Here is a 22,835-nt window from a genome sequence, read left to right as displayed (position 1 = left end):
ACTGTTCGAGCTGCGGCGCAAGTGTGCCGCGCTCCGCTGCGGGGCGTTGCCCCCATTGCCTGACCCGGTTCCGGGACCGAGCCCCGTGCTAAGCTTGCTTTCGCGCCCAGAAGCCGGTCAGAAACAGGTGCGGAACCTTGGCACATTTCCGGCACGGACGAGAGTGTGCCAATACTTGGGATCCGACGCAGCAAAGACCAGGGTGCCATTGCGCTGAGGCAGGCAAAAGCGGAACTCACGGTTTGCGGGTTTTATTGCTAGATGGGAGATCGGACCCTCGCCTTAACGCTGGAAAAAACCCATGTCTGGGATGCGCCGCCGCGTGCGGTTTCCTGCCGGGCATGATGCGGGTAGGGGGGCTGCAGTCCGGCCCGCCACTCAAGTAATTGCAATTGTGCCCGTCGGCAAACTAGATAAGCCGCACAAGGCCCCGATGGGGGTGGATGAAAGACAAATAGATGAATGACAGTTGCCTGTTTTGCCGGATCGCGTCCGGAGATTTGCCCGCTCATCGCGTGTATGAGGACGATCACATCCTGGCCTTTCTGGACCTGCATCCGATCCGGGCGGGCCATGTTCTTGTCATCCCCAAAGCACATCATGTCTGGTTCGAGGATCTGCCTGAGGATTTGGCAACGCGGATCACCGGTTGCGCACAACGCCTGGCGCGGCGAATGAAGCGGTTGTATGAGGTCGAGCGCGTAGCGATGTTTTATACTGGCATTCATGTGGCTCATGCGCACGCTCATGTGGTGCCTATGCACCATGTGCATGACGTGACCTCACAGGCCTACCTCTCGGCAGGCCATGACGCATTCACCATGCCAGCGCAACTTCCTGACTCCGAAATGGAAGAAATTGCCCGGAAACTCCGCAAGGGATAACGGCCCATCCGCTGCAATAGCGGCCGGACTATCGAGGTTTCCGCCGCCGAAGCCCTGGACCACCCCGGGAACATAAGCCCTGACAACAGGCAATAGGTCTGGATGATACCGTGAGCGATGAGTTGAAATGCTAACAGAGTAATTTCAGACAGAAGCTTGCAGGTGGTAGACACCGGATTCCGCACACCGTCAGCTGCTCACTAAATGAACATGCGCCCAGGTGAAAGGTTAGTGGGTCTCCCTCTGTCAAGCGGTCAGAGAGGATGGGGTGTCGTTGATTTAAAACTCTCAGGACACCGCGACGCGGCTGCGGCTGCCACGTTCTTTGCCCGCAAAATCCAGAGCAACGGCTGGCCGGGCAGGGCGGTGATCGGCAGGAGCCGCGCGACCTTGGCCAGCCTGGCGCGGATGAACTTCCTTCTGATACTCAAGCACTGGTGCTGGCTGGTCGAAATGCTGCAGGTCCAATACCTTAACAATACCGCGGTGTAATATCACCGCTTTATTATGAGACTGACATAGCGGCTGCTGGCCTTCAGATCATTCGATGCCACGCGGCAGCCCTATCCCAAAAGCGGAGACGTAAGCCGGTCCAGGGATAGGGGCCTCGGCGGTCAGCGGATTGGTGCAATGGAGCCCATGCTGCGCTTCAGGATCTGGTCAAATAATAACGGCAGGTCTCGGCGTCAAATCCGTCAACCTTGTATCCTTCTGCGAAGGCCGAGGTCATTTCTTCCCGCACTCGCATCCGCTCTGAGATTGCCGTGTCAAGATCCGACGCCAGAAGCCTGTCCAGATCTTCGGGGATAACGACAGACATGGAGCCTTCCGCATCGTCGGGACCAAAGGTTCTCCCCCCCTCCGCCAATGCCTCAACACGGGGAGAGGTGAGGTTCCAGTCGACCAGCAGGCGGTCTGAGGGAACACCAGCATTGATGCCCGCCATTTTGCCGTAATAATCTTCGTAATAGGTCTTGGCCGTACCGCCCAGGCGGGCGATATTCAGCCCTGCGTTGATGCGGCGCAGCGGGTCGTAAGTCCAGCGGACCAGGGTGATGCCGCGCTTCAGGCACCAGTCACGCTGAAACCATTTCAATTTCAATCCCAACCCCAAGCCGCGGCTGTCGGGGTGCACGGCCAGCCGGTGAGAATGCTGGATATGCGGCTGGCTGGTTGGAAATCCAAACAGGAAGCCAAGCATCCGCCCGTCCTTGAAGGCACCCGCCACAAGACCGCCTTCATGCTGGATCGCCAGCATCAGATCGGAATTGTCCGGCGGGTCGTTTTCGCCCCAGACCTCTTTCTGGAAGGACTCCGAGTGTTTGAGTTCGGCCACGCCGTCCAGTTCGCGCAAAACCAGTCCCGTGTTCAACGTGTTCATGCGGAAATTTCCTCGGCGTGATCGGTAACAGAAGCGAGGTAGTCCCGATCGAGGGTCACTCCGATGCCCGGCCCATTTGCGGGAACCGGCATTTCACCATTGGAGGCTTCGAGCGGTTCGTTGGTGATGTCTCGCGCGAAATAGCGGCTGGCGCTTGAGGTGTCACCGGGCTTGGTGAAATTGGCAAGTGTTGCGAGGTGGATGTTGTGCGCCCGGCCGATGCCGCTTTCCAGCATGCCGCCGCACCAGACCGGCACCCCAAAGGCGGCGCAGGTGTCGTGGATGGCGCGCGCTTCGGCAAAGCCGCCGACCCGGCCGACCTTGATGTTGATGACCCGCGCGGCGCCGGTTTCCAGCGCCTTGCGCGCGTCGCTGGCGCTGCGGATGCTTTCGTCGAGGCAGACTGCGGTCTTCAGCTCACGCTGCACCTTGGCGTGATCGTGGATGTCGTCATGGGCGAGCGGCTGCTCGATGTAATCCAGCGCAAAGGAATCCAGCGCCTGCAGGACCGGCAGATCCGCCAGCCCGTAGTCGGTGTTGGCGTCGACGGTCAGCTTGATATCGGGAAATTCGGCCCGCACTGCCTCGATGATGCGGACATCATGGCCCTGCGCAATCTTCAACTTGGTGCGCTTGTAGCCCTGTTCGACTGCGGCGCTGACCCGCTCCAGCGTGGTGTCGGCCGGCGCGATGCCAAGGCTCACCCCCACGTCGACATGATCGCCGGTGCCGCCCAGGGCCGCTTGCAGCGGCAGGCCGAGACTCCTGGACCACAGATCCCAGAATGCCATCTCCACCACCGCCTTGGCCATGCGGTTGCCACGCCAGGGTGACAGGATCGGCTGCAGCTCATAGGGCGAGGCAAAACGCTTACCGACGATTTGCGGCAGCAGCACTTCGCGCAGGAAGGCCATGGCACCGGAAATGGTTTCCTCCAGGTAGTCCGGAGCTGGGTCCATTACCGCTTCGGCCACGCCCTCAATGCCTTCGCCCTTGAGCACCAGCAGCGGAAAGGTCTTGGCAGTCATGGTGCCGGAGGAAATCACGAAGGGGGTGAGCAGCGGCAGGCTCACAATACGCAGCTCGGCGCTTTCGATGCGGATGCCGGAGCGCGGGGGGACGGGAGTCATGGGGACATTACTGGACATTTCTAAAACCTGCGTAGGGGCCGGGGTCACATCGCCTTGGCGATGAAACGGCGGAATTCTTCTGTTTTGGGGTTGGTGAACATCTCTTCGGGGGGGCCCTGTTCGGCGATGCGGCCTTCGTGCAGGAAGACCACCTCCGAGGACACTTCGCGGGCAAACCCCATCTCGTGGGTCACGACGATCATCGTGCGCCCCTCGGCGGCAAGGTCCTGCATCACCTTCAGCACCTCGCCGACCAGTTCGGGGTCGAGGGCTGAAGTGGGCTCGTCAAAGAGGATCGCATCCGGCTCCATTGCCAGGGCGCGGGCAATCGCCACGCGCTGCTGCTGGCCGCCGGACAGCTGCGCGGGATACATCTGCATCCGGTCTTCCAGCCCGACCCGCTTCAAAAGGGTTTCCGCACGCTCACGGGCCTCGGCCCTAGCTTCGCGTTTGACCTGGATCGGGCCTTCCATCACATTTTCCAACACAGTGCGGTGGGTCCAGAGGTTGAACTGCTGGAATACCATGCCCAGCCGCGCGCGGATGGCCTCGATGTGGCGCGCATTCTGCGGCCTGCCGTTCTTTACCAGGATTTCTTCGCCGTGCACGGTCACTTTGCCCGAGGACGGCGTTTCAAGAAAGTTGAGGCAGCGCAGGAAAGTCGATTTGCCCGAGCCCGATGAGCCCAGGATTGAGATCACGTCATGGTTCCGCGCCTCGAGCGTGATGCCCTTGAGCACCTCGACATTGCCGAAGGATTTGTGAATGTCTTCGGCTTTCAGAATGATATCCGGTTGGGTCATGCCCGCGTTTCCTTAAAATGTTGGCCGGTGCTTTGGGTCTTGTGCCGGGCGTCAATATGGCGGCTGAGACGGCGCTCAGCCTGCCGCCAGAGCAGGACAAAAACCGCCGTGATGCAGAGATAGATCAATGCTGCCCAGAGATAGACCGAGAAGTCGAAGGTCTTGGAGAAGATCTGCCGGGTGCGGCCCATCACATCAAAGACGGTGACCACGCTGGCCAGCGCACTGGCCTTCATCAGCAGGATCACCTCGTTGCCGAGTGCAGGCCAGGCGATACGGTAAGCATGCGGAAACACGACCCGGCTCAGGGTCCTGATCCGGCTCATTCCGATGGCCTTGGCGGCTTCGATTTCGCCGCGCGGAACCCCCAGGATGCCGCCCCGCAGGATCTCGGTCTGATAGGCGGTGGAGTTGAGGGCAAAGGCCAAAAGCGCACAATTAAACGGGTCGCGGAAAAAGGCCCACAGCCCCCATTCCTGAAGAAAGGGCCGGAACTGGCCCGAACCGTAGAAGATCAGAAAGAGCTGCGCCAGGATCGGCGTGCCGCGCATGAATGAGACATAAAGGCGGAGCGGTGCTTGTGCCCTCGGTGACGCATGGACGCGGATCAGCGCAAAGGCCGGTGACACCAATGCGGCGATAAGCGCGCCCAGCAGCGTCAGCTTGATGGTCATCAGGGTGCCGTCAAGCAGCCGGGGCCAGTATTGCGCGAGTACTTCGAGCGGGTTCATCTCATGCCCTCCGAATGCCGCGATTGGCGCGGCGTTCCATCTGCGCCAGTACCAGTTCTGACAGAACGCACATGGCCCAGTAGATCAGGCAGGCCAGCAGATAGAAGGTGAAGGGTTGCTTGGTCACCCCGACGGCAACCTTGGTCATGCGCATCAGGTCATCCAGCGCAATGACCGAAACCAGCGCTGTATCCTTCAGCATGTTGATCCAAAGGTTGCCCAGCCCGGGCAGCGCAAAGCGCCAGACTTGCGGCAGCTGAATGCGCAGGAAGATCTGGCGGCCGGTCATGCCGATCGCTCGCCCGGCCTCTGCCTGGCCCATGTCGAGCGACTGGAACGCGCCGCGCAGCACTTCGCCGGCAAATGCGCCGAACACCATTCCAAGAGCCACCACCCCAGCCGCGAAGGGACTGAAGTCAGTGGGAGAGGCATCCGGCGCCCACCACTGCACCGCCGCATTCAGCATAAGGCCAGCACCGTTATAGACCACAAACAGGGTCAGAATTTCGGGAAGGCCGCGCATGATAGTGGTGTAGCCAACCCCCAGAAACCGCAGCGGCAACAGTCTGGACATTGAAGCGAAGGCGGCCAGGAAGCCGAGGAACAACCCGACAGGGAGAGTGGCGATCGCCAGTTGCACTGTGATCGCCAGCCCCCGCAAGATTTCGTCCCCCCAGCCGGCATCGCCATATGAGAACAGTTCAAACATGGATTATCTTTTCAGGCTGGAGGGACATTCCGGTCACTTCATCGTGTAGACATCGATGTCGAAATACTTGTCGTTGATCACCTTGTAAGTACCGTCAGCGCGGATCTCCGCCAATGCAGCGTTCAGCTTTTCGCGCAACGCGTCATCCTCCTGGCGCACGGCAATGCCGACACCGTCGCCGACGAAGGCCGGATCGGTGATCGGTTCGCCTGCCAGTTCGCAGCAGCTGCCGTCATCGGACTTGGTGGTCCAATCAAGCATCGGCAGCATGTCCCCGACCTGCAGATCGATCCGGCCCGACGCCATGTCGAGGTTGACTTCGTCCTGGGTCGGATAAAGGCGGATGTCGGCATCCGGATAGGCCGCTTCGATGTAATCGGCCTGGGTGGTGCCGGACTGCGCCCCGATCACCTTGTCAGCCAGCGCCTCAGGGTTGAAATCGCTGATGTCCGAACCTTTAGGAACAACATGGGTCATGGCGGCCAAATAGTAGGGATCGGTGAAATCGACCTGCTTCTTGCGCTCTTCGGTGATGAACATAGAGGCGATGATGAAATCGTATTTGTTGGCCAGGAGACCCGGAATGATACCGTCCCAATCCTGCGCCACCACTTCGCAGTCCTCACCGATGCGCTTGCACAATTCCAGTCCGATCTCCACGTCGAAGCCTGCAATCTTGCCGTCGGATTCGATGTAGTTGAACGGAGGGTAGGCGCCTTCAGTGCCCAGCCGCAGCCCGTCTGCCGAGGCTGCGCTGGCGGCAATCGAACCGGTGGCCAAAGCGAGGGCCAGTGTGGTCTTCAATGTCATGGGGTTTCCTCCTGTCGTTCCCAAGATTTGGTTATTTCTCTATGGCGGCGACCGGGTCGCCGACGTGGCCGGTGAAGCGGCCGTAAAGTTCTGCTATCCGGTTCAGGCGTTTTTCGACCTGCGGGCCCAGTTCCATAAACACGCCATTGATCATGAGATTTGCCAGACTTGCCATCTGTGCCGTGGAATCCCAGAACTGATTGAATTGGGTCGGCACGGCAAAAACCTCGTCGGCGGATTCGTGGCCCCAGTCGCAGAAAACGTCCGTGATCAGGGTCACTGGAATGCCGGCCTTCTTGGCCTCGCGTGCCAGAAGCTTGGCCAACCGGGAATAGCGGCGGGCCTCAAAGATCACCAGGCAGGCCTCCCCGTCTGCGGCCAGCACTTCGGCGAAATTGCCGCCCGCCAGGTCGAGCAGGGTCACCTGGTCGCGCAGGTATTGCATCTGGTTGGCAAAATACTGAGCGATCCCGCGTTCGGTCTGGAAACCGGCCACATAGACATGTTGCGTCCGGGCCAGTCTGGCGACAGAAGTCCGCCATTCGGGGGTGCGGGCATGTTCGTAGATCCGCACGACTGCTGCGATTTCAAGTTCCATGCCCTGGGAAAGGTGGCTTTCATCATCGCGGGCGGTTTTCCGCAAATCATTCAGCCGGTCGCTGACCAGCCAGGGATGGTCGCCCAAGTCGCCCTTCAAATGCTCTTTCAGATCCTTGAAACTCGCGTATCCGTTGCTGCGGCAGAAGCGCCCGACGGTGGCCTCGCTCACCCCGACTTTTGCGGCGAGGCTGGCCGCTGTTTCGAACGGAACCTGCTCCAAGGCGCTCAGCATGTAATTGGCAATAGTCCGCTCGGCTTTCGAACCGGTTTCAAGGGCATGGGCTAGTTTGGAGCGGACGGGAGAAGGCAATCTGGTGGACCTTGCGATGATGGTGGATCGTTGAGCCAGAATGCAAGAAAACTTTCATCTGGTCAATAAAATTCATAAAACTATCATTCCTCCTCACGATTTTCCGGACAAGACGCTGAAATGATTGTGAATCCTGTCAAGCCGGCTGCCGGCTTCGATTGGCAGATGCCTGAACGCTGATTTCCGCAGGCCTTCACCCGACTCCGGTATGCGCTCTGGCGGACGTGATGAGCATCCCTTCAGGTCAGCGGCACGGAACCGTGCCTCTTGAAATCAGCCAATAGGGGGTTCCGTTGCGGGTGGCCCTTTCAAGTTTGCGAACGCAGGCCGGCGCGCCGTCTGTGAGCAGCATTTTCAAGTCCATCTGCGCTTTGGGCCTGTCAAAAGTGTAAGTATGGTTCCCGCACACTCTTCTGTCCCGGACATAAGATGCATCCACGGTCTCAAGCCCACCGAGAACGATCAGATCCGGTCCGCCTTGACCGGCACGGGGCTGGTCGTTGTTGAACCTGTGCGCTGACGCTTTCAGCGGGCAATCCTTCCGGTGTGCGTAAAGCGTGACCGGGTGATTATGTCCCGAATGCGCAATCATGTCGGAGAATGCATTTCCGGACACGTCAGGGGCCACAAAGACCGCACGCTCAAGGCTGTCGGCCGTTGGTCCCGCGAATTGGTACACGATTTCAACACCCAGCCGCCCGCCCATGCTATGGGCCGCCAGAACCATCGTCATACCGTCAGTGGCTTGCGTCAGATCCCTCAGAAACCCTTCCAGCCTGCGGCGGCTGTCGTTGATGTGCTGGGCATCTGCCAGATACGCAGAACGCTCCCCCCAGGATGGCCAGCTCCACAAAAGCACCGGGCCCTGCCAACCAACATCTTCAGCCACTGCAATGACGCGCTTCACGGCTGTTTCAAAAGAGTTGCTGTACCCGTGAATGAAGAGCAGGACCCGCTGTGACTTCAGTGGCCCGGCCAGATCGGAGATACACCCGTTGTCTGCACTGAGGCGTCCGGCAAGGGAGATGCTGCCAGCATAAAGATTGTCGCTGTCGCGGCGCTTATTCTTCTGCCACTCTACCCTGCCGCAGTGGTAGCGCGCCTCCGTGATTTGCTCGACCCCGAATTCAGTGGCGAGGTCTCCTGTGTAGTCGCGTTCCCGGTCGGTCGCGAAGTAAATCAAAGGCTTGCTCTCCGGCACCAGCCCCCCCTCGTCCTCGGGATTTGGTGCCGGCTGCGGTTCAGCGGCTTCCGCCAGGGCCGTTTCAAACAGTTCAAGGGCAAAAACACGGTTCTCTCCCCGCTCAGCCCAGGCTAAAGCCATCCGCTGCCGCCCCTCCTCGCCCGCTACTTCGGCGAAAGGAATTGCCTTCACTCCCAGTTCGGAAAGCTGCGCCTGCAATGCCGCGATGTCGCTCTCTGCGTTCACGAAACTCTGTTCTTCAATTTGCAAAAGCGCAGCGCGGATGTGGCGCCGTTGGCGCTCGGAAAATGCGCCCCAGGTTTCTGGCCGCACCTGAGCAGCCAGAACCAGCGAAGAATAACCGGTGAGAACACTTTGCAGCTTCTGTTCCGACGCGAGACTTGTAACGTTTTCACTCCAAAGAGTTTCTGCGATTTCGATGCTTCTGTCCTGTAAAGCTTTTCCCATGTCCTGAATTTGACCGCGCTGCAGGCTTGCTCCAAGGGCGTCGAGCCCGGTGCCATCTGGCTCAAACTCTGTCGCCTTTAGGCCCTCAATCTCCGCGGCTGTATTGAGATCCAAGGACGAAATGAGACTGCTGGCCCCGAGGCTGGCAAAGGACAGGGTAAAGAAGCCCATTTGCCCCAGATCCATGAGTGCGGCATCCCTGAACCCGGTTTCCAGAAGTCTTGCAGTGCCGCCGGAACCAAGTCCGCCAAATGGCTGGTGCAGGATACTCGCCACCCCCAACTGGCGTTCGTCAGGATCCGAGGCCAGCCACAATGGGACAAATCCCAAGTCGGCCTCTCCCTCCTGCAGCAGCTCTTTCACGGGACGGTCCGTGCGCAGCAATACTACCTTGCTGTCAAGTTGCTGCCAGGCTTCCGCTTCAATAACCAGTTCCGCCATTTCCCGCGGCAATTGCCCGCTGCTCACAGGCATCGCAATACGCAACTCAGCAATCTCCTGAGCCGCCGCTGGAAATGCGAGGGTTGCCACCAAAGCACACAGCCATCCGCGCCACATGAGCAGTAATCCTTTAGTTGAGCTGGACTTAACGTATCACACTTAAAGCGATTTTTAAAGTTTGACACAGCTGGCCGACCTGGATCGCAGGAAGCGAGAGCATCTCCGACTGTCAACCCGGCGTCGATCGGCGCTGGACGCGCGACGAATTTTCATGAATGCCGGACACGACAATCAGCTGCGAGATGTTCCGGCGCCGGCGGCGCTGGAGCCGCGTGACAAAATTCTCTTGCGCAATGCGTTCCGGGTCGACCCGGCCAAGCGCGGAGAATTCACCAGACCGCGGCCCTTCGAGATCCGCGAAGTTGCGCCGCGCGACCCGCTGGAGCCGGAAGAAACCACCGATATCAATCATATGTGGATCAGAATGGAAGCGGCCAAAGGGGCCGGACCTGAGCTGCAGCATATCCTGATGGCTTATGCCTCGGACTTTGGCTTGCTCGGATCATCGATGCGGCCGCATGGGCTGACGTTTCACAAACCCGCCGCCATGACCGCCAGCCTGGATCATGCAATGTGGTTCCACGCAGCAGTCCATTTTGAGAACTGGCATCATTACACAATGGACGCACCGTTCACAGGCAACGGCCGTGGTTTCAATCGCGGGTCAATATACACAGAGGACGGTCACCTGATTGCCAGCGTTGCCCAAGAGGGTTTGCTGCGCCCGGTAAGTAATTGAAAAATGGAAGTTTTCTGCAGATCCAGATTGATTCAGAATCATCTGATTTTACATAATCAAGTTTATAAGACCTTGATATGTAGCCGCAAAGCTAAACTGTCACCCTTTAGCAATTCAGGAATGTCACTCTTTCCTGCCATGAGAACAGGCAGCGGGAGCAGACATGGGATGGGTAACGATGAGCGAGCGCGAACTGAACCGCGTGGAGGTTTTGGCGCAGATCGATGATGGTCGGCTGACGGTAGACAACGCGGCGAACCTGTTGGATCTGACGCGGCGCCAGGTATTCAGGCTGCTGAAGCGATACCGTCAGGACGGTGCCGTTGCGATCCGGCACAAGGCGCGCGGCAAGCCTCCGAACAATCGGATTCACAGGGCCAGGCGCGAGTATGCACTGAGCCTGATCAAAGAGAACTACCCGGATTTTGGGCCGACACTGGCCGCTGAGATGCTGGCCGCGCATCACGGGTTCAAAGTCTCACGCGAGACGTTGCGCAAATGGATGGCCGAGGACGGTCTTTGGCTTTCGCGCAAGCAGCGGCGCCAGTTCCACCAGCCGCGCCTGCGCCGGGAATGCTTTGGCGAGCTGATCCAGATCGACGGCTCGGATCACCGTTGGTTTGAGGATCGCGCGCCGCCCTGCACTCTTCTTGTGTTCATTCCCGAAGCCGAGAGGTTTCACAGAAGCTCCCGGACGGATTGGTTCCTGGCGTTTCTCGAGAAGTACCCGTCCCCTCACATGATCTCGGCCATGAGCCGGCAGGCTTTCATCGCCGATGCTTGGCAAGTTGTTGGCCGCAAGGTAGCCAAAGAACGCCTGCTTTCCGACATTTACACGACTGCTGCGGGTTCAGTCGGGCTTCCTGTCGGCCCGGATTCCGACGCCGTGCGTATGTTCCGCCTCGTTCTCGCCGAAGGCCGCAGCCTGATCCGGCAGCGCGATGAGATTGAGGTCAGATCCGTCGAGCTCCTGTCCGGTCTGCCTGACTATCAGCTGCTGACGACCATTCCCGGCATCGGCCCGATCAATGCCATGACCATCCTGGCTGAAGCGGGTGATCTGCGCCGCTTCCGGCATCACCGCCAGTTCCTTAAGTTCTGCGGCATGGATCTCGCCGCCGTGCAATCCGGGATGTTCCGCGGACAAAGCAAGATCTCCAAGTATGACAATGCCCGGCTCCGGCGCACGCTCTGGATGGCGGGTCAGACGGCCGCGCTGAAGCGGACCAACAGCTTCCGCGACAAGTTCGAGCGTTAAATCTCAAAGGAGCGGCACAATGCTCACCTGCGCCGCAAGGCCTATACCGCGATTGCTGCCAAGATGGCGCGCACCGTTCACGCCGTGGTCAAACACGGTGAACCCTATCGCCCCTTCTTCGAGGGGTGAGCCCAGGCGGAAGGACCTCTCTCTGTAACGGCCGTGGAGGCAGTTCGCTGACCTCGTAGATAATGTTCGGGCTTTCTGCTTGGGATTTGGGATCTCGTATTAAGGACGGTGAGGGCCGCCAGAGCGCGTACCCTGTGTTTGCTATGGAAGAGATCATTTCTTGACGGCAGAGCCCGTCTGGGCAAACCTGTCAGGGCGTCCGGGACTCCGGATGCCCCATGACCTGCTGACCTAAGCAGCCGGAATTTCCCGACATAGGCCGTTATCGACTCTGATCGTCTTGGGGTAGCCGATCTGCCCGCAGACCCGTTCGAGCGTCTGCACAACATCTTCGCCCTGATAGGTGAAGCGCGGATCGGCCGCAGGGCAGAGCCGGGAATGCGTGTCGACAACGGTCAGGATATGCAACCTCCTACCCAGGGCGAGCTGGTCGTGGACGAAGTCCCTTCCGGCAGATTGCGCTTGCGCAATCGCCTTTCGGGCAAGGCATCGCCCAGACTTCGTTCGGCCCGGCGGCTTCCTGACGGTCTTCCCGCAGCTTGGCCTTCACCCGGCGCTTGGGGTGCTTGTTCCTGAGCTGCAGGCCCAACTCGTTGTAAATCCTGCGTGTCTTCTTCATGTTGATCACCCAGCCCTCCCGTCTCAGAAGCACGTTGACGCGCCTGTAGCCATAGCGCACACGCGTCTCTGCGATTTCCTTGATCCGCCGTTCGACGGCAGCCTGATCCGTCCGCCGGGACTTGTAGTGGTAGGTGGATGTGTCGAAGCAGATGGCCCCACAAGCCTTCCGGATCGACACCCCCCAATCGACGCACATCCCGGTGACAATCTCGCGCAAACGGCCAGGATTCAGAGCTTTCGCCGAATGACGTCCTGAAGCATCTCCCGGTCCAGCGTCAGGTCGGCCACGATCTTCTTCAGCCGCGTGTTCTCGTCTTCGAGTGCCTTCAACCGGCGCATCTCGTCCGGTAGCAAACCGCCATACTTTTTCTTCCAGTTGAAATAAGTCGCCTGGATGATCCCGGCCTTCCGGCAGATCTCCGCCACCGGTGTGCGTTGCCCGCCCTGCTTCAGGATGAACGCTTTCTGCGCCTCCGTGAACTTCGATGCCTTCATGCGTTTTCGCTCCTCTTCCCAGCCAGGAGAGATTAGCCGAAAACTCCAGCTTCAAACGATCCAGATTTCAGGGGCCAGAGCAGCAGCTACTTTTATTGAAGCATCCTCCGGGAACCCGGTGGCTGCTTATCTGGGCTTTTCGTTTCCTGACCTCTCGGGAAAGGACGCCACATTTTCCACGCGAACCCGCATCTTTGCGGCGTAGGAAACTCTCAACGCGCATCTACTCCCCACCAGCGCATTGTCTGACGGCAATGGTGGTCAATTGCCTTCCCCACTTGTTCCGCGTCGTGCGCGCGCAGGGCCGCGATGATGGCGAGGTGCTCCTCCATGGCGCTGACAATGCGGTCAACCAGAAAGGCGCGGGCGGTCTGAATTACAGAAAGACGGTTCCGGTTGGCGTCATAGACGCTGCGCAGGAAGGGATTGTCCAGCCCGCTCGCCAGCAGGTCATGCAAGCTGAGGTCGGTCTTGAGCGCCTGGGCAGGCAGATCTGCGCCGCTGCCGGATTGTGCCAGCTGCAGCATCGCTTCATGCGCTCCCCGAAGACTGTTGAGCGGCAACGGCACACCGGCCCGGATCAGACGGCAGGCCCCCTCTTTGTCCAGCAAGGCCCGCATGTCCAGGCAGGCGCGCGTCAGTTCCGGGCTCGCGTCCATCACCACGATGCCGCGCTTGGGCAGGATGCTGACAAGGGATTGTGTCTCTGCCCGCTTGACGGCCTCGCGGGTGGCGGCAATCGGAAAGCCGATCAATTCGCCAAGTTTAGGCATGGAAATGAACTCATTGGCCCTAAGCGTGCCTTGCCGCAAGGCCGCGAGCAGCGCCTCAAAAGCCTGGCCCGCCTGCAGCTCTTGTCCTGATCCGGTCGCGTCTTTCATCCTCAACCCTTTGAATATTAAATGAATCAGGAAGTCCTTCAAGAAATCCGGATAGATGCTTTTCGGAATCCCTGATTGTCACAACTATAATATAGCACCTAACATTTTACAGAAGATGTCAACAGGCATTTGAGAGTGGCGGCAAGGGAGGAATACATGTCAGCACAGCATCAGGAAATGGAAGCGGAACTTCAGGAGGAGGGAATCCGAATGCCGCATATCTATGTGATCCTATTCGTATTCACGGCGCTGGCCGCGCTGGCGACTCATTTTGTGCCGGCCGGGCTCTACGACCGGGTGACACTGCCCAACGGACGCAGTGCCGTCGATCCCGACTCTTTCCGCTATGTCGAGGCCAGCCCGATCGGCTGGGAACAATTCATGCTGGCCGTGCCGAACGGCCTAGTGAATGCCTCGACGGTGGTGTTCTTCACCTTCATCATCGGCGGCATGTTCATGGTGATCCGCCGCACCGGCGTCATCGACGTGGTAGTGGACAAGCTGACCCGGCGCTTCGCGGCGCGCAGCGTGCTGATGATTCCCGCGCTGATGGTGATCTTTGCGGTGGTGGCGACGCTGATCGGCACTCAGGAACTGGCACTGGTCTATGTGCCGGTGATCCTGCCGCTGATGATCGCGCTGCGGTTCGACTCGATCACCGCGGTTGCCACCGCGCTGCTGGCGACCACCGCGGGCTTTACCGCTGGGGTGCTGAACCCGATCAACACCGGACTGGGCCAGACCATCGCCGAGCTGCCGCTCTACTCCGGCGCCGGCCTGCGGGCGCTGCTGTTCATGTGCCTTCTGGGGGCCGGGATTGCCTATCTGATGCGCTATGCCCTGCGGGTGCAGAAATCCCCGGAGGCAAGCCTGCTGGCCGACGACCCCAAGGAAGCGGCCAAGCGCGAAGCCTATGTGCATGACCTGGAGGCGCCGGCAATGCGCTTTACCACCCGACAGGGCTGGGCCGGAGTTGCCGCGCTCATGTTCTTTGGCCTGATGGTCTGGGGCGTGCTGACACGCGGCTGGTTCATGATGGAAATGGCGGGGCTGTTCGTGCTGATGGGCGCAACTGTCGGGCTGATTGCCGGGTTGACCCCGGACAAAATCTGCGAGGCCTTCAACGAAGGCTTCCGCGACGTGCTGATGGGAGCGATCATCGTCGGCCTGGCCCGTGCGGTCGCGGTGATGCTGGAGCAGGGTCAGGTGATGGACACGCTGGTGCATGGCCTGGGCAGCCTGGTCGGCGACTTGCCCGGCTCGGTGTCAGCGGTCGGCATGTTCGTCTCGCAGCTCGGCTTCAACTTCGTGGTGCCGTCGGGCAGCGGCCAGGCACTCGTCACCATGCCAATCATGGCGCCGGTTTCGGACCTGATCGGCGTTACCCGACAGAACGCGGTACTGGCCTATCAGCTCGGCGATGGTCTCTCGAACATCTTCTACCCGACTTCAGGCTACTTCATGGCAACGCTGGCGCTGGCCGGAGTGTCCTGGGACCGCTGGGTCCGGTTTTTCCTGCCGCTGTTCGGTCTTTGGATCGGGATCGCAACTGTATTCCTTATTTACGCGCAAGCAGTGAACTGGACCGGCTGAGGCGAAGACGAGGAACTAAGCGGGACATACGGCGGCCGCTTGTCGGCCGCCGTGTTGTGTTTTCCAGTGTTGCGCAAGGTGCTGAGCAGCATGCCGATCACAGCCCAAAGCGGCCCTAGCCGAAGGTTGCAGCCCCAAGGATGCTGCAAGTGCGAAGCCTTCTGCCCATCTCTGTGAAAACGAACATTCAACAACCCTGGCTTACAACCTTGAATGCTGCGGTCGGCAGCAGGTGCAGCGAAGCGCAGGAAGCGCCCTTTGCAACCTCGGCCGTTTGACGCAACCAGCCGAAGTTTTGTGCTGCGGCGCAGCCCACCGTTTCAGCCGTTCGCTGCGGCTGCGAAGCTTTAAAACTGGTGAACTCACGCAGTGCGGAACAAGGCTGCCTTTCAGATTTAACAGACTTCGCGACAGATATCGGTTTTGTGCCCTGATCAATCGCGGTAGCCATTTCGGGTCAGACAGATGGCGTTGACCTAAGATCTTGCGCAAAGAGCTTCTCCACAATGGCGCAAAGGCTAAGGACGCCTTTGTCGTCCAGGTGGCGTCCCATGATCTGCAGTCCGATCGGTCGGCCATCCTGGGTAAAACCAATGGGCACCGAGGCGGCAGGCAACCCGGTGAAATTGGCGAGCGCGGAGAACGGAACCCATGACGACGGTGGCAGCATCTGCCCTGCAATCTTGTCAGGGCCGTAGGTATCAATCGGAAAGGCGGCGCTTGCGGTTGCGGGGGTCAGCAGAAAATCGAAATCACGCATGAAGTCCGCAGTGAGATTTGCGATGCGCTTGCGTTCCATGATGGCAGCTGTGAACTGGTCGCCGGTCCAGGTTCGTTCAAGGATGCTTCCGATCCAGCCATCCAACTCGATACCCTGTTCCGCAGTCATGGCTTTCAGGCCGACTCGGTCCGTCTCAAGCGCAACAAGCGTGTCGAGTAATCCTTCGGTGTTGCCAACCGCCGGGTAAGCACACTCGACCTGGCTGATTGCCGTTCTCAGACGCTCGACAGCCTGTTCAAAAACAGAGCGAACTTCCGGATCCACGATCGCAAACCCGAGGTCGCCCGTAAATGCGATGCGGATGTTTGCCATTGCGTCCAAACTACTCAGAACCCAGTCACCGCTCTCAGACGGAACAGAATGACGGTCGTAGGCTGAGGGGCCGGATATTACGGAAAGCGCAAGTGCTGCATCGGTTGCATTTCGGGTCAAGGGGCCGATGTGTTCAAGGCTCTCCCAACCGGACTGTCCGGGGTAGTGTGGATCGCGACAGCTTGGATATAGAGGCACCCGTCCCCATGATGGCTTCATACCGAAAACGCCGCAAAGTGATGCCGGAATGCGTATCGAGCCGCCGCCATCGCTGCCCAGGGCCAATGGAACCATGCCGGTGGAAACGGCTACTGCCGAACCGGCGCTCGACCCACCCGGCGTCAGAGCCACATTCCAGGGATTGCGGGTTGTGGGGAAAACGTGATTGTGGCCAACGCCGCCATAGCCGAATTCAGACGTGTTTGTCTTACCGATGATTGTCGCACCAGCTTTTCTCAGGCGTTCGACAACTATATCATCTTGCCCAGGCACAAAATCCGCATAGAGGCGTGATCCAAAAGTTGTTCGCATCCCTCGGGTGCAAATCAGGTCTTTCACGGCAACCGGAACGCCCGCCAGTGGTCCCACGGGCAAACCGGCGGAAAGGCGACGGTCGGTTTCATCGGCCTGCTCCAAGGCCGTATCGTCCAATGTGCAAAAGGCATGCAGGCCGTGGTCAAGCTCCTCGATCCGAGACAGCGATGCTTCCGCAATCTCGCGAGCGGTCCACTGACGCTGGGTGATTGCGTGGGTCAACTCAAGCAGGTTCAGACTTAATGGCGTGTTCTTTGACAACCGATCAAGTTCCCTATTCTGGGGCAGCGCCATGCGTTTCTCCATCTTCTTTCGGCCAGACTATGCGAGAAGTGGATGAACTGCAGCCCCGAACGTGAATGTCCGCAATGGGCTGAGGGTGTGTGGAAACTCGCCTGGTTTCTCGACGATGAGGATGTTTCAGTCGATTTTGTGGAGGCAGCCGAATTTTGGGTCACTTTAGCGCCTTATACGCCGGAGAGGGCTGAATCCGCGCTCTTGTGGCGTTTTTTGCGGTACAATTTGAGCTGAGCGCCGCCCATCACGCCGGAATGGCAGTCAGAAGCCCACGTACCCCGATCAGGGCTATCATCCGCTTGATGTTGTAGGCGAGGACATGGAAGGCGATCTCGGTGCGGACGTTCTTGAGCGTTCGCATCTGGAAGTGCGTCGCTCCCATCCAGCTCTTGATTGTGCCGAACGGGTGCTCGACGGTTGAGCGGCGGAGGCCCATCAAGGCCGGGTCGCGGCTCAAACGGCCACGCATCCCGTCGACCAGATGCTCGTGTTCCCATCGGGTGATACGACGTTCCCTGCCGGTCGTGCAGCGCGCCTTGACAGGGCAGGCCTGACAGACGTTGGTCCAGTATCGCCGTACCACCAGGCCGCCTTCTTCGGTCGTGCAGCAGTATGTCAGCGTCTCACCTGCCGGGCATCGGTAGATAAGCATTTCGCCTGCCTTGCCGGAAGAATAGTCGCTGGGCGCGAGATAGCACGGCCGTTACTGAACTGTCGGGGAAAGTTTCCGCATAGAAGCGGGCTGCAGCCTCCGCTTCTTTGTCATACCAGAGGCAAACCGTGTTCTTTGCAATGGCCATTCCTTGTTCTCCTTCAAGGCTGTCTTCGGGCTTTTGCAGCTCGGATTGGTGAAATTCCTGGATCCGGCTGGACCGCAGAGCTTGGCAACGCCCGGTTCGGTCCAGCTGGGCGTCAAGCCAGGCCAGCGGCGGCGCGCGCGGCATCCGCCGCCTGCCAATGGGCCATATGGTCTGCCATTGCCTTGCTGAAGGCGGGCCGGGCGGTGGCCCGCTCCGCATAAGCCGTGAGCGCCGGGTAACCTTCCAAGGCGCCTTCGGCCTCCGGCACGCGCAGCACTTCGACCATCGCGATATCGGCAATACTGAATGCACCGGCTAGCCACTCCCGTCCTGCAACCGCCTGTTCCAGCGCCGCCAGCTTCGTATCCAGCTCCCGCCTGGCATGGGCGGTGATCTCCGCAGACGGCGCCGGTCCGAAAAACTCCGGGCTCCGCTCCGCAAGCACCATTGTCACCCAGCGGATGACGGCAACTTCGATGGTGTTCAGCGCGGCGAAGAGCCATTGCGTCACTTCCGCACGCCGCGGACCGGGCAGCAACGGGGTGCCTTCCCCCAGATACATCAGGATTGCGCCGCTTTCGAATAGGGTCAGCTTCCCGTCGCGGATTACAGGCACCTGCGCAAAGGGCTGCATTTCCAGGTGCGCCGCGCTCTTGGGGTGAGCGGGGACGGTCTCAACCTGATAGGGGCGGCCGAGTTCCTCCAGCATCCACCGCACGCGCATGTCGCGCACGAAACTGCGGGGGAACTCGGGCAGCCAATCATAGGTGATGAGCGTGAGCGTCATGCTTTCGCTCCGGAGTCGAAGAGCGGCTCGAAACCGGCCCACATCATCCGCATGCCGTCAAAGGGCATCGCGGACATATCCATATTGCCCATTTCCGCCTCCATCGCCTTGGCGGCGGCATCGCAGGTGGCGCGGTCAGGCCAGGCGGACCAGCTGAACACCGGCACTTCATCCTCTTTGGCCTTGGTGGCGCGGTAGAAATCTGTCTTTTTACCGTGCAGCACGTCCTCGCCCCAATTCTCGATCAGCCCGAGCGCGCCGCCCTTGCTGAACATCTGCCAGCCCTCCTCCGCCATCTCCTCATAGGCCGCCTTGTTCTTTTCCGGCACCGCAAGCAGGAAGCCCTGATAGTACCTCGCGCCGGTGTGGTCGCCCCGCTCAAAAACCGGTGAAAAACCGCCAAAGATCATGCGGCTGCCGTCGAAGGGCATTTCCGGCAGCTCCTTCATCGCGGGATCGCCTTCCATCTTTTGCCACGCCTCATCCGCCGTTGCCCTGTCGGGCCAAGCGATCCACGAAAACACGATGGCTTCGCCCTCCCGCGCGTTCACGGCGCCGTAGAAGTCGGTGACCTTTCCTCTTGGAACATCAACGCCCCAAGTTTCGACCATGCGGGTTGCGCCATAGGATGCAAACAGGGGCCAGGCAGCCTCCGCATGCTCCGCATATTTCGTCTTGTTCGCAGCCGGGACCGCTGCGACTGAGCCGGTATAGTAGGTCATCTCAAATATCCTTGTGCTGCGGAGCGAATCCTGCTCCTGCGTCAATCGTGCCAATTGAAGTAGCAAAAAACAACTGTTAGTACTTTAAAATGACTAAAGTTGGCAAATCCCCGCGTATCCGCTATGACGAAGGCTGCCTGGCAGCGCATGCACTGAACCTGGTCGGCGACCGCTGGGCGCTGCTTGTCGTGCGCGAGCTGATGTTCACCCCTAAGCGGTTCCAGATGATCCGCAAAGGGCTGCCGGGCATCACTGCCAGTGTGCTGACCGGGCGGCTGGAACAGCTGACGGCGGCGTGTGTGGTGGACCATGAGGAGCGGCTGGGCATCTACGCGCTGACAGATGCCGGCCGCGGCCTGCTGCCGGTACTGGAGGCGCTGTGCCGCTGGGCCCTGACAGTGCCGGGCCATGACCCCTCCCGCTTCATCAGCCCATCAGCGCTGATGATTTCAATGGGAGTGAACTTGATGCAGGACAGTGCCGGGGGCCGCGAGGCACTGGCTGGGTTCGATTTCGGCACCGAGGCATTTGAGATGAGACTGTCCAGGGGCCAACTGCAAACCACCGCAGTCACCTCCCCGGAGGCGCCCTTCGTGCTGTCAGGCACCGGCAATACGCTGGCAGCCGCGGTCTACAGCAACAGCCCTTTGGCGGATCTTGTGTCCGTGGGTACAGTCCGCACTACAGGCGACATCAAAGCAGCCGAAGATTTTCTCTCCCTATTCAGCCTCAGCCGCCAAACGTGAACCTTACGGTAGAGCATACCCGCGTTTTCCGGCAGACCGGAATGCAATGCAAACGATATGGGGCAGCAAAAAGTGGTATTCTAACGCATTTGGCGGTTATCTGGCGCAAAAGTGCTTTGCGCGCCCGGTGATGCCGCGGCGTCAATACGTCCACGCAGGCAATGGTAGGAACAGAAACAGGAGGGACTGCAAGCAATGGCAATGATTACTGAGCCCGATGATTTCTTCACCAAGGGTTGCGGCCGGTGCGGCAGGTTTGCCACACCTGATTGCTCAGCCAGGCAATGGACCGAAGGCCTTGATCAGCTGCGCCGTATCTGCCTCGGCATGGGGCTGCAGGAGACAGTGAAATGGGCCCATCCCAACTACATGTTCGCAGGCCGCAATATCGCGCTTATCACCGCCTTCCGGGACGATTTCCGGCTGACGTTCATGAATACGGGCCTGCTGGAGGACACCGAGTGCGTTCTTGAGCGGCAAGGGCCGAACAGCCGGACACCGGGAGTAATCCGTTTCACAAGCGCCGGAAAGGTTGCCGGGATGAAGCCTGTGATCCGGGCCTATCTGCAACAATTGATGGGCCATGCCGACGCCGGCACCAAGCCGCCAAAAATCCACGCCGAGATCCCTATGCCGGACGAACTGGGCGATGCATTGGACGCGGACCCGGATCTGTCCGAGGCATTTTACGCCCTGACCCCCGGCCGGCAGAGAAGCTACATGTTCAACCTCAGCCAGGCCAAGAAACCTGCAACCCGCATCGCCCGGATCGAAAAGTTCCGGGACAAGATCTTCGCTGGTAAGGGCGCAATAGAACGCTAGGCCATTCACCTCTCGGTTAATGCGGCAATCAGGTTGAAGCTAACGTTCAACCCAATAGATCTAAGGGGCGATCTGGAAAACCTGTTCATCCTGCCCAGCATTCCCAAACCGACAGCGCCGAAATCTACGATGAACGTCAAGGGTCGGGCAACGCATATGAGTCAACGACCGCTTTTGCGAGGACCTGCGTTTGGTCGGGGTCAGGAACTTTCGACCAGCGCAGCCAACTTCGAGAGTGTCTGCCCGCCAAGCTCCACTGCACCAAAACCGACAACGATCTTGCGACGCTCCGGTGTCGGATGAATCTGTCGGATCGTGACGACAGTTTTGCCATCGTCCTGCACATCGAAGATCACGAGCAAGCGGAATCGATCTGGGTCGTCAGCATCCTTTCCGTGGATTGCCTCGATCACCCGGGGGGCTTCAACCCGCACAAAATCCATTCTATTCGAGAAGCATGCGCCATCGGGAGCGTGCATGTCGAACCGCCAGACGCCGCCTGTCCGAATGTCGATTTCGTGGGTCTTGCACTCGAAGCCGTCAGGCCCAAACCACTTCACGATCTGGTCATGATCCGTCCAAGCCTGAAAGACGGTTCGGCGATCTGCGTTGACGACACGGGACACGACGATTTCCCGGTCCAGCGGCGATGCCGACCAGTCAGCGACGGTGCTTTTGATTTGTTCATTCATTGGGCTTGTCTTTCCGTTGCTGTTTCAGGTGTGCCTCAAGACGGTCAAGGCGCTCTTCAGCTTGGTGGCGGTACGCAGCAAGCCAACCCTCAGCCATGCGTAGTGCATCCAAGTTCAGAGAACAGATACGCGTCCGTCCCTGCCGTTCGGATGAGATAAGCCCGGCATCTTCCAGAACACCCAAGTGCTGCGTGAAAGATGGCAAGGCCATATCGAAGGGTTGTGCGAGCTGGGAGACTGCTGCTGGGCCGCCGCAGAGGGCCTGCACGACAGCACGTCGCGTTGGATCAGCGAGCGCACTGAAAGTCGTTTCGATGAGAGAATCATTGTAAGGCACGAGCCTAACTTAGGCACATACCTTACTTATGACAATACCTAATCATAAGCTGCCCCGCGATCAGAAGCCGTCATTCGAACAGAGCGCAGCATGGGTAGGAATGGTGAAGGTTTTCTGATGCGGGCCGCGGTGTGAGGGTGCGGCTTGGCGCGGCATCGGTCCGGGTTGGAAAACCTCCCAAGGTGGAAGCCGCGGGGCTCTTGGGGCTGTCTATGGGGAAAGAGCGCTGACGGTGCAATGCGCGGCTGGTGCCAGCGAATATGCCGGTTGAATAATGATGCCGGGGCGGATGCCTGCGTTGCGGACGGTGGGCCAAATCGAGCATAGGCAGCGACGTTGCTGCGTGGTCCCCGGCTCCGGGTAGAGAGCCGGCAAACAGGGTTCCCGCCGGGCTTGTCGGGATGCCCGGTGTTCACAATTCCGGAAGGACGGGTGTTTCGTCATGCGGCTTGGTCCCGCGGTGGCGCGCGGGACCGGGGTTTTTGCCCGCGCCGGAAGATCTCGATGATGTGCATTGTCCCGCCACAGCACGGGCATGGCTCACGCAGGGTGCCCGCGCCGGCGCTGACGAGGCGGCGGTTCGAGATGGCCACCCTGCGGGTGTACCGGCTCAGATAGGCGAGCACGGCTTCCGGGCCTCCAAAGGGCGGTTTGGCATAGACCACCCATTCGGACTTGCGCAAAGGAGCCAGCCACTCTGCGAAGGCACCGGCCTGCGCCAGCGGTTCCAGGCCGCCGAAGAAGGCCAGCTCCCCGGCGCGGAGAAGCGCCATCAGCCC

At 59.7% G+C, this 22,835-nt stretch carries 23 protein-coding genes and 3 pseudogenes; 7 read left to right on the top strand and 19 right to left on the bottom strand.

The window, feature by feature from the left end:
- Positions 1–515 precede the first annotated feature (515 nt).
- Complete coding sequence (locus AC0KW6_RS08350) at positions 516–884, top strand: HIT family protein (protein ID WP_416361558.1); 369 nt, start codon at positions 516–518, stop codon at positions 882–884.
- 231 nt (positions 885–1,115) lie between these two features.
- Positions 1,116–1,376, top strand: a complete 261-nt coding sequence (locus AC0KW6_RS08345) for a hypothetical protein (RefSeq protein ID WP_474034669.1) — start codon at positions 1,116–1,118, stop codon at positions 1,374–1,376.
- 157 nt (positions 1,377–1,533) lie between these two features.
- On the opposite strand, the gene AC0KW6_RS08340 is transcribed toward AC0KW6_RS08345, so the two are convergent.
- From AC0KW6_RS08340 to AC0KW6_RS08305, 8 genes are all read right to left on the bottom strand, one after another.
- On the bottom strand, positions 1,534–2,265 hold the full coding sequence (locus AC0KW6_RS08340) for a GNAT family N-acetyltransferase (protein WP_323781449.1): 732 nt from the start codon (positions 2,263–2,265) through the stop codon (positions 1,534–1,536).
- Positions 2,262–3,395, bottom strand: coding sequence for an o-succinylbenzoate synthase (menC, locus tag AC0KW6_RS08335; protein ID WP_474034668.1), 1,134 nt, complete (start codon positions 3,393–3,395; stop codon positions 2,262–2,264). Before menC ends, AC0KW6_RS08340 begins: the two co-directional genes overlap by 4 nt.
- Positions 3,396–3,439: 44 nt before the next feature.
- A complete protein-coding gene (locus AC0KW6_RS08330) occupies positions 3,440–4,198 on the bottom strand; it encodes an ABC transporter ATP-binding protein (protein WP_323781443.1) in 759 nt (252 codons plus the stop codon).
- Positions 4,195–4,929 (bottom strand): ABC transporter permease, encoded by a 735-nt coding sequence (locus AC0KW6_RS08325; protein WP_474034667.1) that lies wholly within the window; start codon positions 4,927–4,929, stop codon positions 4,195–4,197. The genes AC0KW6_RS08330 and AC0KW6_RS08325 overlap by 4 nt, the downstream gene beginning before the upstream one ends.
- Before the next feature lies 1 nt (position 4,930).
- On the bottom strand, positions 4,931–5,638 hold the full coding sequence (locus tag AC0KW6_RS08320; RefSeq protein ID WP_474034666.1) for an ABC transporter permease: 708 nt from the start codon (positions 5,636–5,638) through the stop codon (positions 4,931–4,933).
- Between the two features lie 33 nt (positions 5,639–5,671).
- Positions 5,672–6,448: an ABC transporter substrate-binding protein gene (locus AC0KW6_RS08315; RefSeq protein WP_323781435.1), complete on the bottom strand. Its 777-nt coding sequence runs from the start codon at positions 6,446–6,448 to the stop codon at positions 5,672–5,674.
- 31 nt (positions 6,449–6,479) lie between these two features.
- A complete protein-coding gene (locus tag AC0KW6_RS08310; protein ID WP_323781431.1) occupies positions 6,480–7,358 on the bottom strand; it encodes a MurR/RpiR family transcriptional regulator in 879 nt (292 codons plus the stop codon).
- A 244-nt stretch (positions 7,359–7,602) separates the two neighbouring features.
- A complete protein-coding gene (locus AC0KW6_RS08305) occupies positions 7,603–9,567 on the bottom strand; it encodes an alpha/beta hydrolase (protein WP_474034665.1) in 1,965 nt (654 codons plus the stop codon).
- 154 nt (positions 9,568–9,721) lie between these two features.
- Here AC0KW6_RS08305 and AC0KW6_RS08300 point away from each other — a divergent pair, with 154 nt between their 5' ends.
- Together AC0KW6_RS08300 and AC0KW6_RS08295 are read left to right on the top strand one after the other, a co-directional pair.
- Positions 9,722–10,249, top strand: a complete 528-nt coding sequence (locus AC0KW6_RS08300) for an acyl-CoA thioesterase (RefSeq protein WP_474034664.1) — start codon at positions 9,722–9,724, stop codon at positions 10,247–10,249.
- Between the two features lie 163 nt (positions 10,250–10,412).
- Positions 10,413–11,695 (top strand): annotated as a pseudogene (locus AC0KW6_RS08295) (transposase).
- Between the two features lie 199 nt (positions 11,696–11,894).
- Here AC0KW6_RS08295 and AC0KW6_RS08290 read toward each other — a convergent pair.
- Together AC0KW6_RS08290 and AC0KW6_RS08285 are read right to left on the bottom strand one after the other, a co-directional pair.
- Positions 11,895–12,752 (bottom strand): annotated as a pseudogene (locus AC0KW6_RS08290) (transposase); the annotation flags it as partial.
- 212 nt (positions 12,753–12,964) lie between these two features.
- Complete coding sequence (locus AC0KW6_RS08285; RefSeq protein ID WP_323780998.1) at positions 12,965–13,633, bottom strand: GntR family transcriptional regulator; 669 nt, start codon at positions 13,631–13,633, stop codon at positions 12,965–12,967.
- Between the two features lie 156 nt (positions 13,634–13,789).
- Between AC0KW6_RS08285 and AC0KW6_RS08280 the strand changes: the two genes are divergently transcribed.
- Entirely contained in the window at positions 13,790–15,226 is a 1,437-nt protein-coding gene (locus AC0KW6_RS08280) for a YfcC family protein (RefSeq protein WP_323781001.1), read from the top strand.
- 187 nt (positions 15,227–15,413) lie between these two features.
- On the opposite strand, the gene AC0KW6_RS08275 is transcribed toward AC0KW6_RS08280, so the two are convergent.
- From AC0KW6_RS08275 to AC0KW6_RS08250, 6 genes and pseudogenes are all read right to left on the bottom strand, one after another.
- Positions 15,414–15,677 carry a hypothetical protein gene (locus AC0KW6_RS08275; protein ID WP_323781004.1) on the bottom strand — a complete coding sequence of 88 codons (264 nt, stop codon included), beginning with the start codon at positions 15,675–15,677 and terminating at the stop codon, positions 15,414–15,416.
- A gap of 6 nt (positions 15,678–15,683) precedes the next feature.
- Entirely contained in the window at positions 15,684–17,147 is a 1,464-nt protein-coding gene (locus AC0KW6_RS08270) for an amidase (protein WP_323781006.1), read from the bottom strand.
- 247 nt (positions 17,148–17,394) lie between these two features.
- Positions 17,395–17,796: pseudogene (locus AC0KW6_RS08265) on the bottom strand (transposase); the annotation flags it as partial.
- A complete protein-coding gene (locus AC0KW6_RS08260) occupies positions 17,774–17,950 on the bottom strand; it encodes a VOC family protein (protein WP_323781009.1) in 177 nt (58 codons plus the stop codon). The pseudogene AC0KW6_RS08265 and the gene AC0KW6_RS08260, both read right to left, overlap by 23 nt.
- Before the next feature lie 112 nt (positions 17,951–18,062).
- On the bottom strand, positions 18,063–18,737 hold the full coding sequence (locus AC0KW6_RS08255; protein WP_474034663.1) for a glutathione S-transferase family protein: 675 nt from the start codon (positions 18,735–18,737) through the stop codon (positions 18,063–18,065).
- Complete coding sequence (locus AC0KW6_RS08250) at positions 18,734–19,459, bottom strand: DUF1428 domain-containing protein (RefSeq protein ID WP_474034662.1); 726 nt, start codon at positions 19,457–19,459, stop codon at positions 18,734–18,736. The genes AC0KW6_RS08255 and AC0KW6_RS08250 overlap by 4 nt, the downstream gene beginning before the upstream one ends.
- Positions 19,460–19,548: 89 nt before the next feature.
- Here AC0KW6_RS08250 and AC0KW6_RS08245 point away from each other — a divergent pair, with 89 nt between their 5' ends.
- Positions 19,549–20,205 (top strand): winged helix-turn-helix transcriptional regulator, encoded by a 657-nt coding sequence (locus tag AC0KW6_RS08245; protein WP_474034661.1) that lies wholly within the window; start codon positions 19,549–19,551, stop codon positions 20,203–20,205.
- Positions 20,206–20,400: 195 nt separating this feature from the next.
- Positions 20,401–21,027: a YdeI/OmpD-associated family protein gene (locus AC0KW6_RS08240; protein WP_474034660.1), complete on the top strand. Its 627-nt coding sequence runs from the start codon at positions 20,401–20,403 to the stop codon at positions 21,025–21,027.
- A 200-nt stretch (positions 21,028–21,227) separates the two neighbouring features.
- On the opposite strand, the gene AC0KW6_RS08235 is transcribed toward AC0KW6_RS08240, so the two are convergent.
- The 3 genes from AC0KW6_RS08235 to AC0KW6_RS08225 all read right to left on the bottom strand — a co-directional run.
- Entirely contained in the window at positions 21,228–21,719 is a 492-nt protein-coding gene (locus AC0KW6_RS08235; RefSeq protein ID WP_474034659.1) for an SRPBCC family protein, read from the bottom strand.
- Positions 21,712–22,056 (bottom strand): ArsR/SmtB family transcription factor, encoded by a 345-nt coding sequence (locus tag AC0KW6_RS08230; protein ID WP_474034658.1) that lies wholly within the window; start codon positions 22,054–22,056, stop codon positions 21,712–21,714. The genes AC0KW6_RS08235 and AC0KW6_RS08230 overlap by 8 nt, the downstream gene beginning before the upstream one ends.
- A 440-nt stretch (positions 22,057–22,496) precedes the next feature.
- The coding region (locus tag AC0KW6_RS08225; protein ID WP_474034657.1) for a transposase at positions 22,497–22,835 on the bottom strand (339 nt) is incomplete at its 5' end.

Source organism: Leisingera sp. SA215, assembly GCF_055902035.1.
The sequence above is the reverse complement of the archived record's forward strand: the minus strand, read 5'-3'. Positions and strand labels throughout refer to the sequence as shown.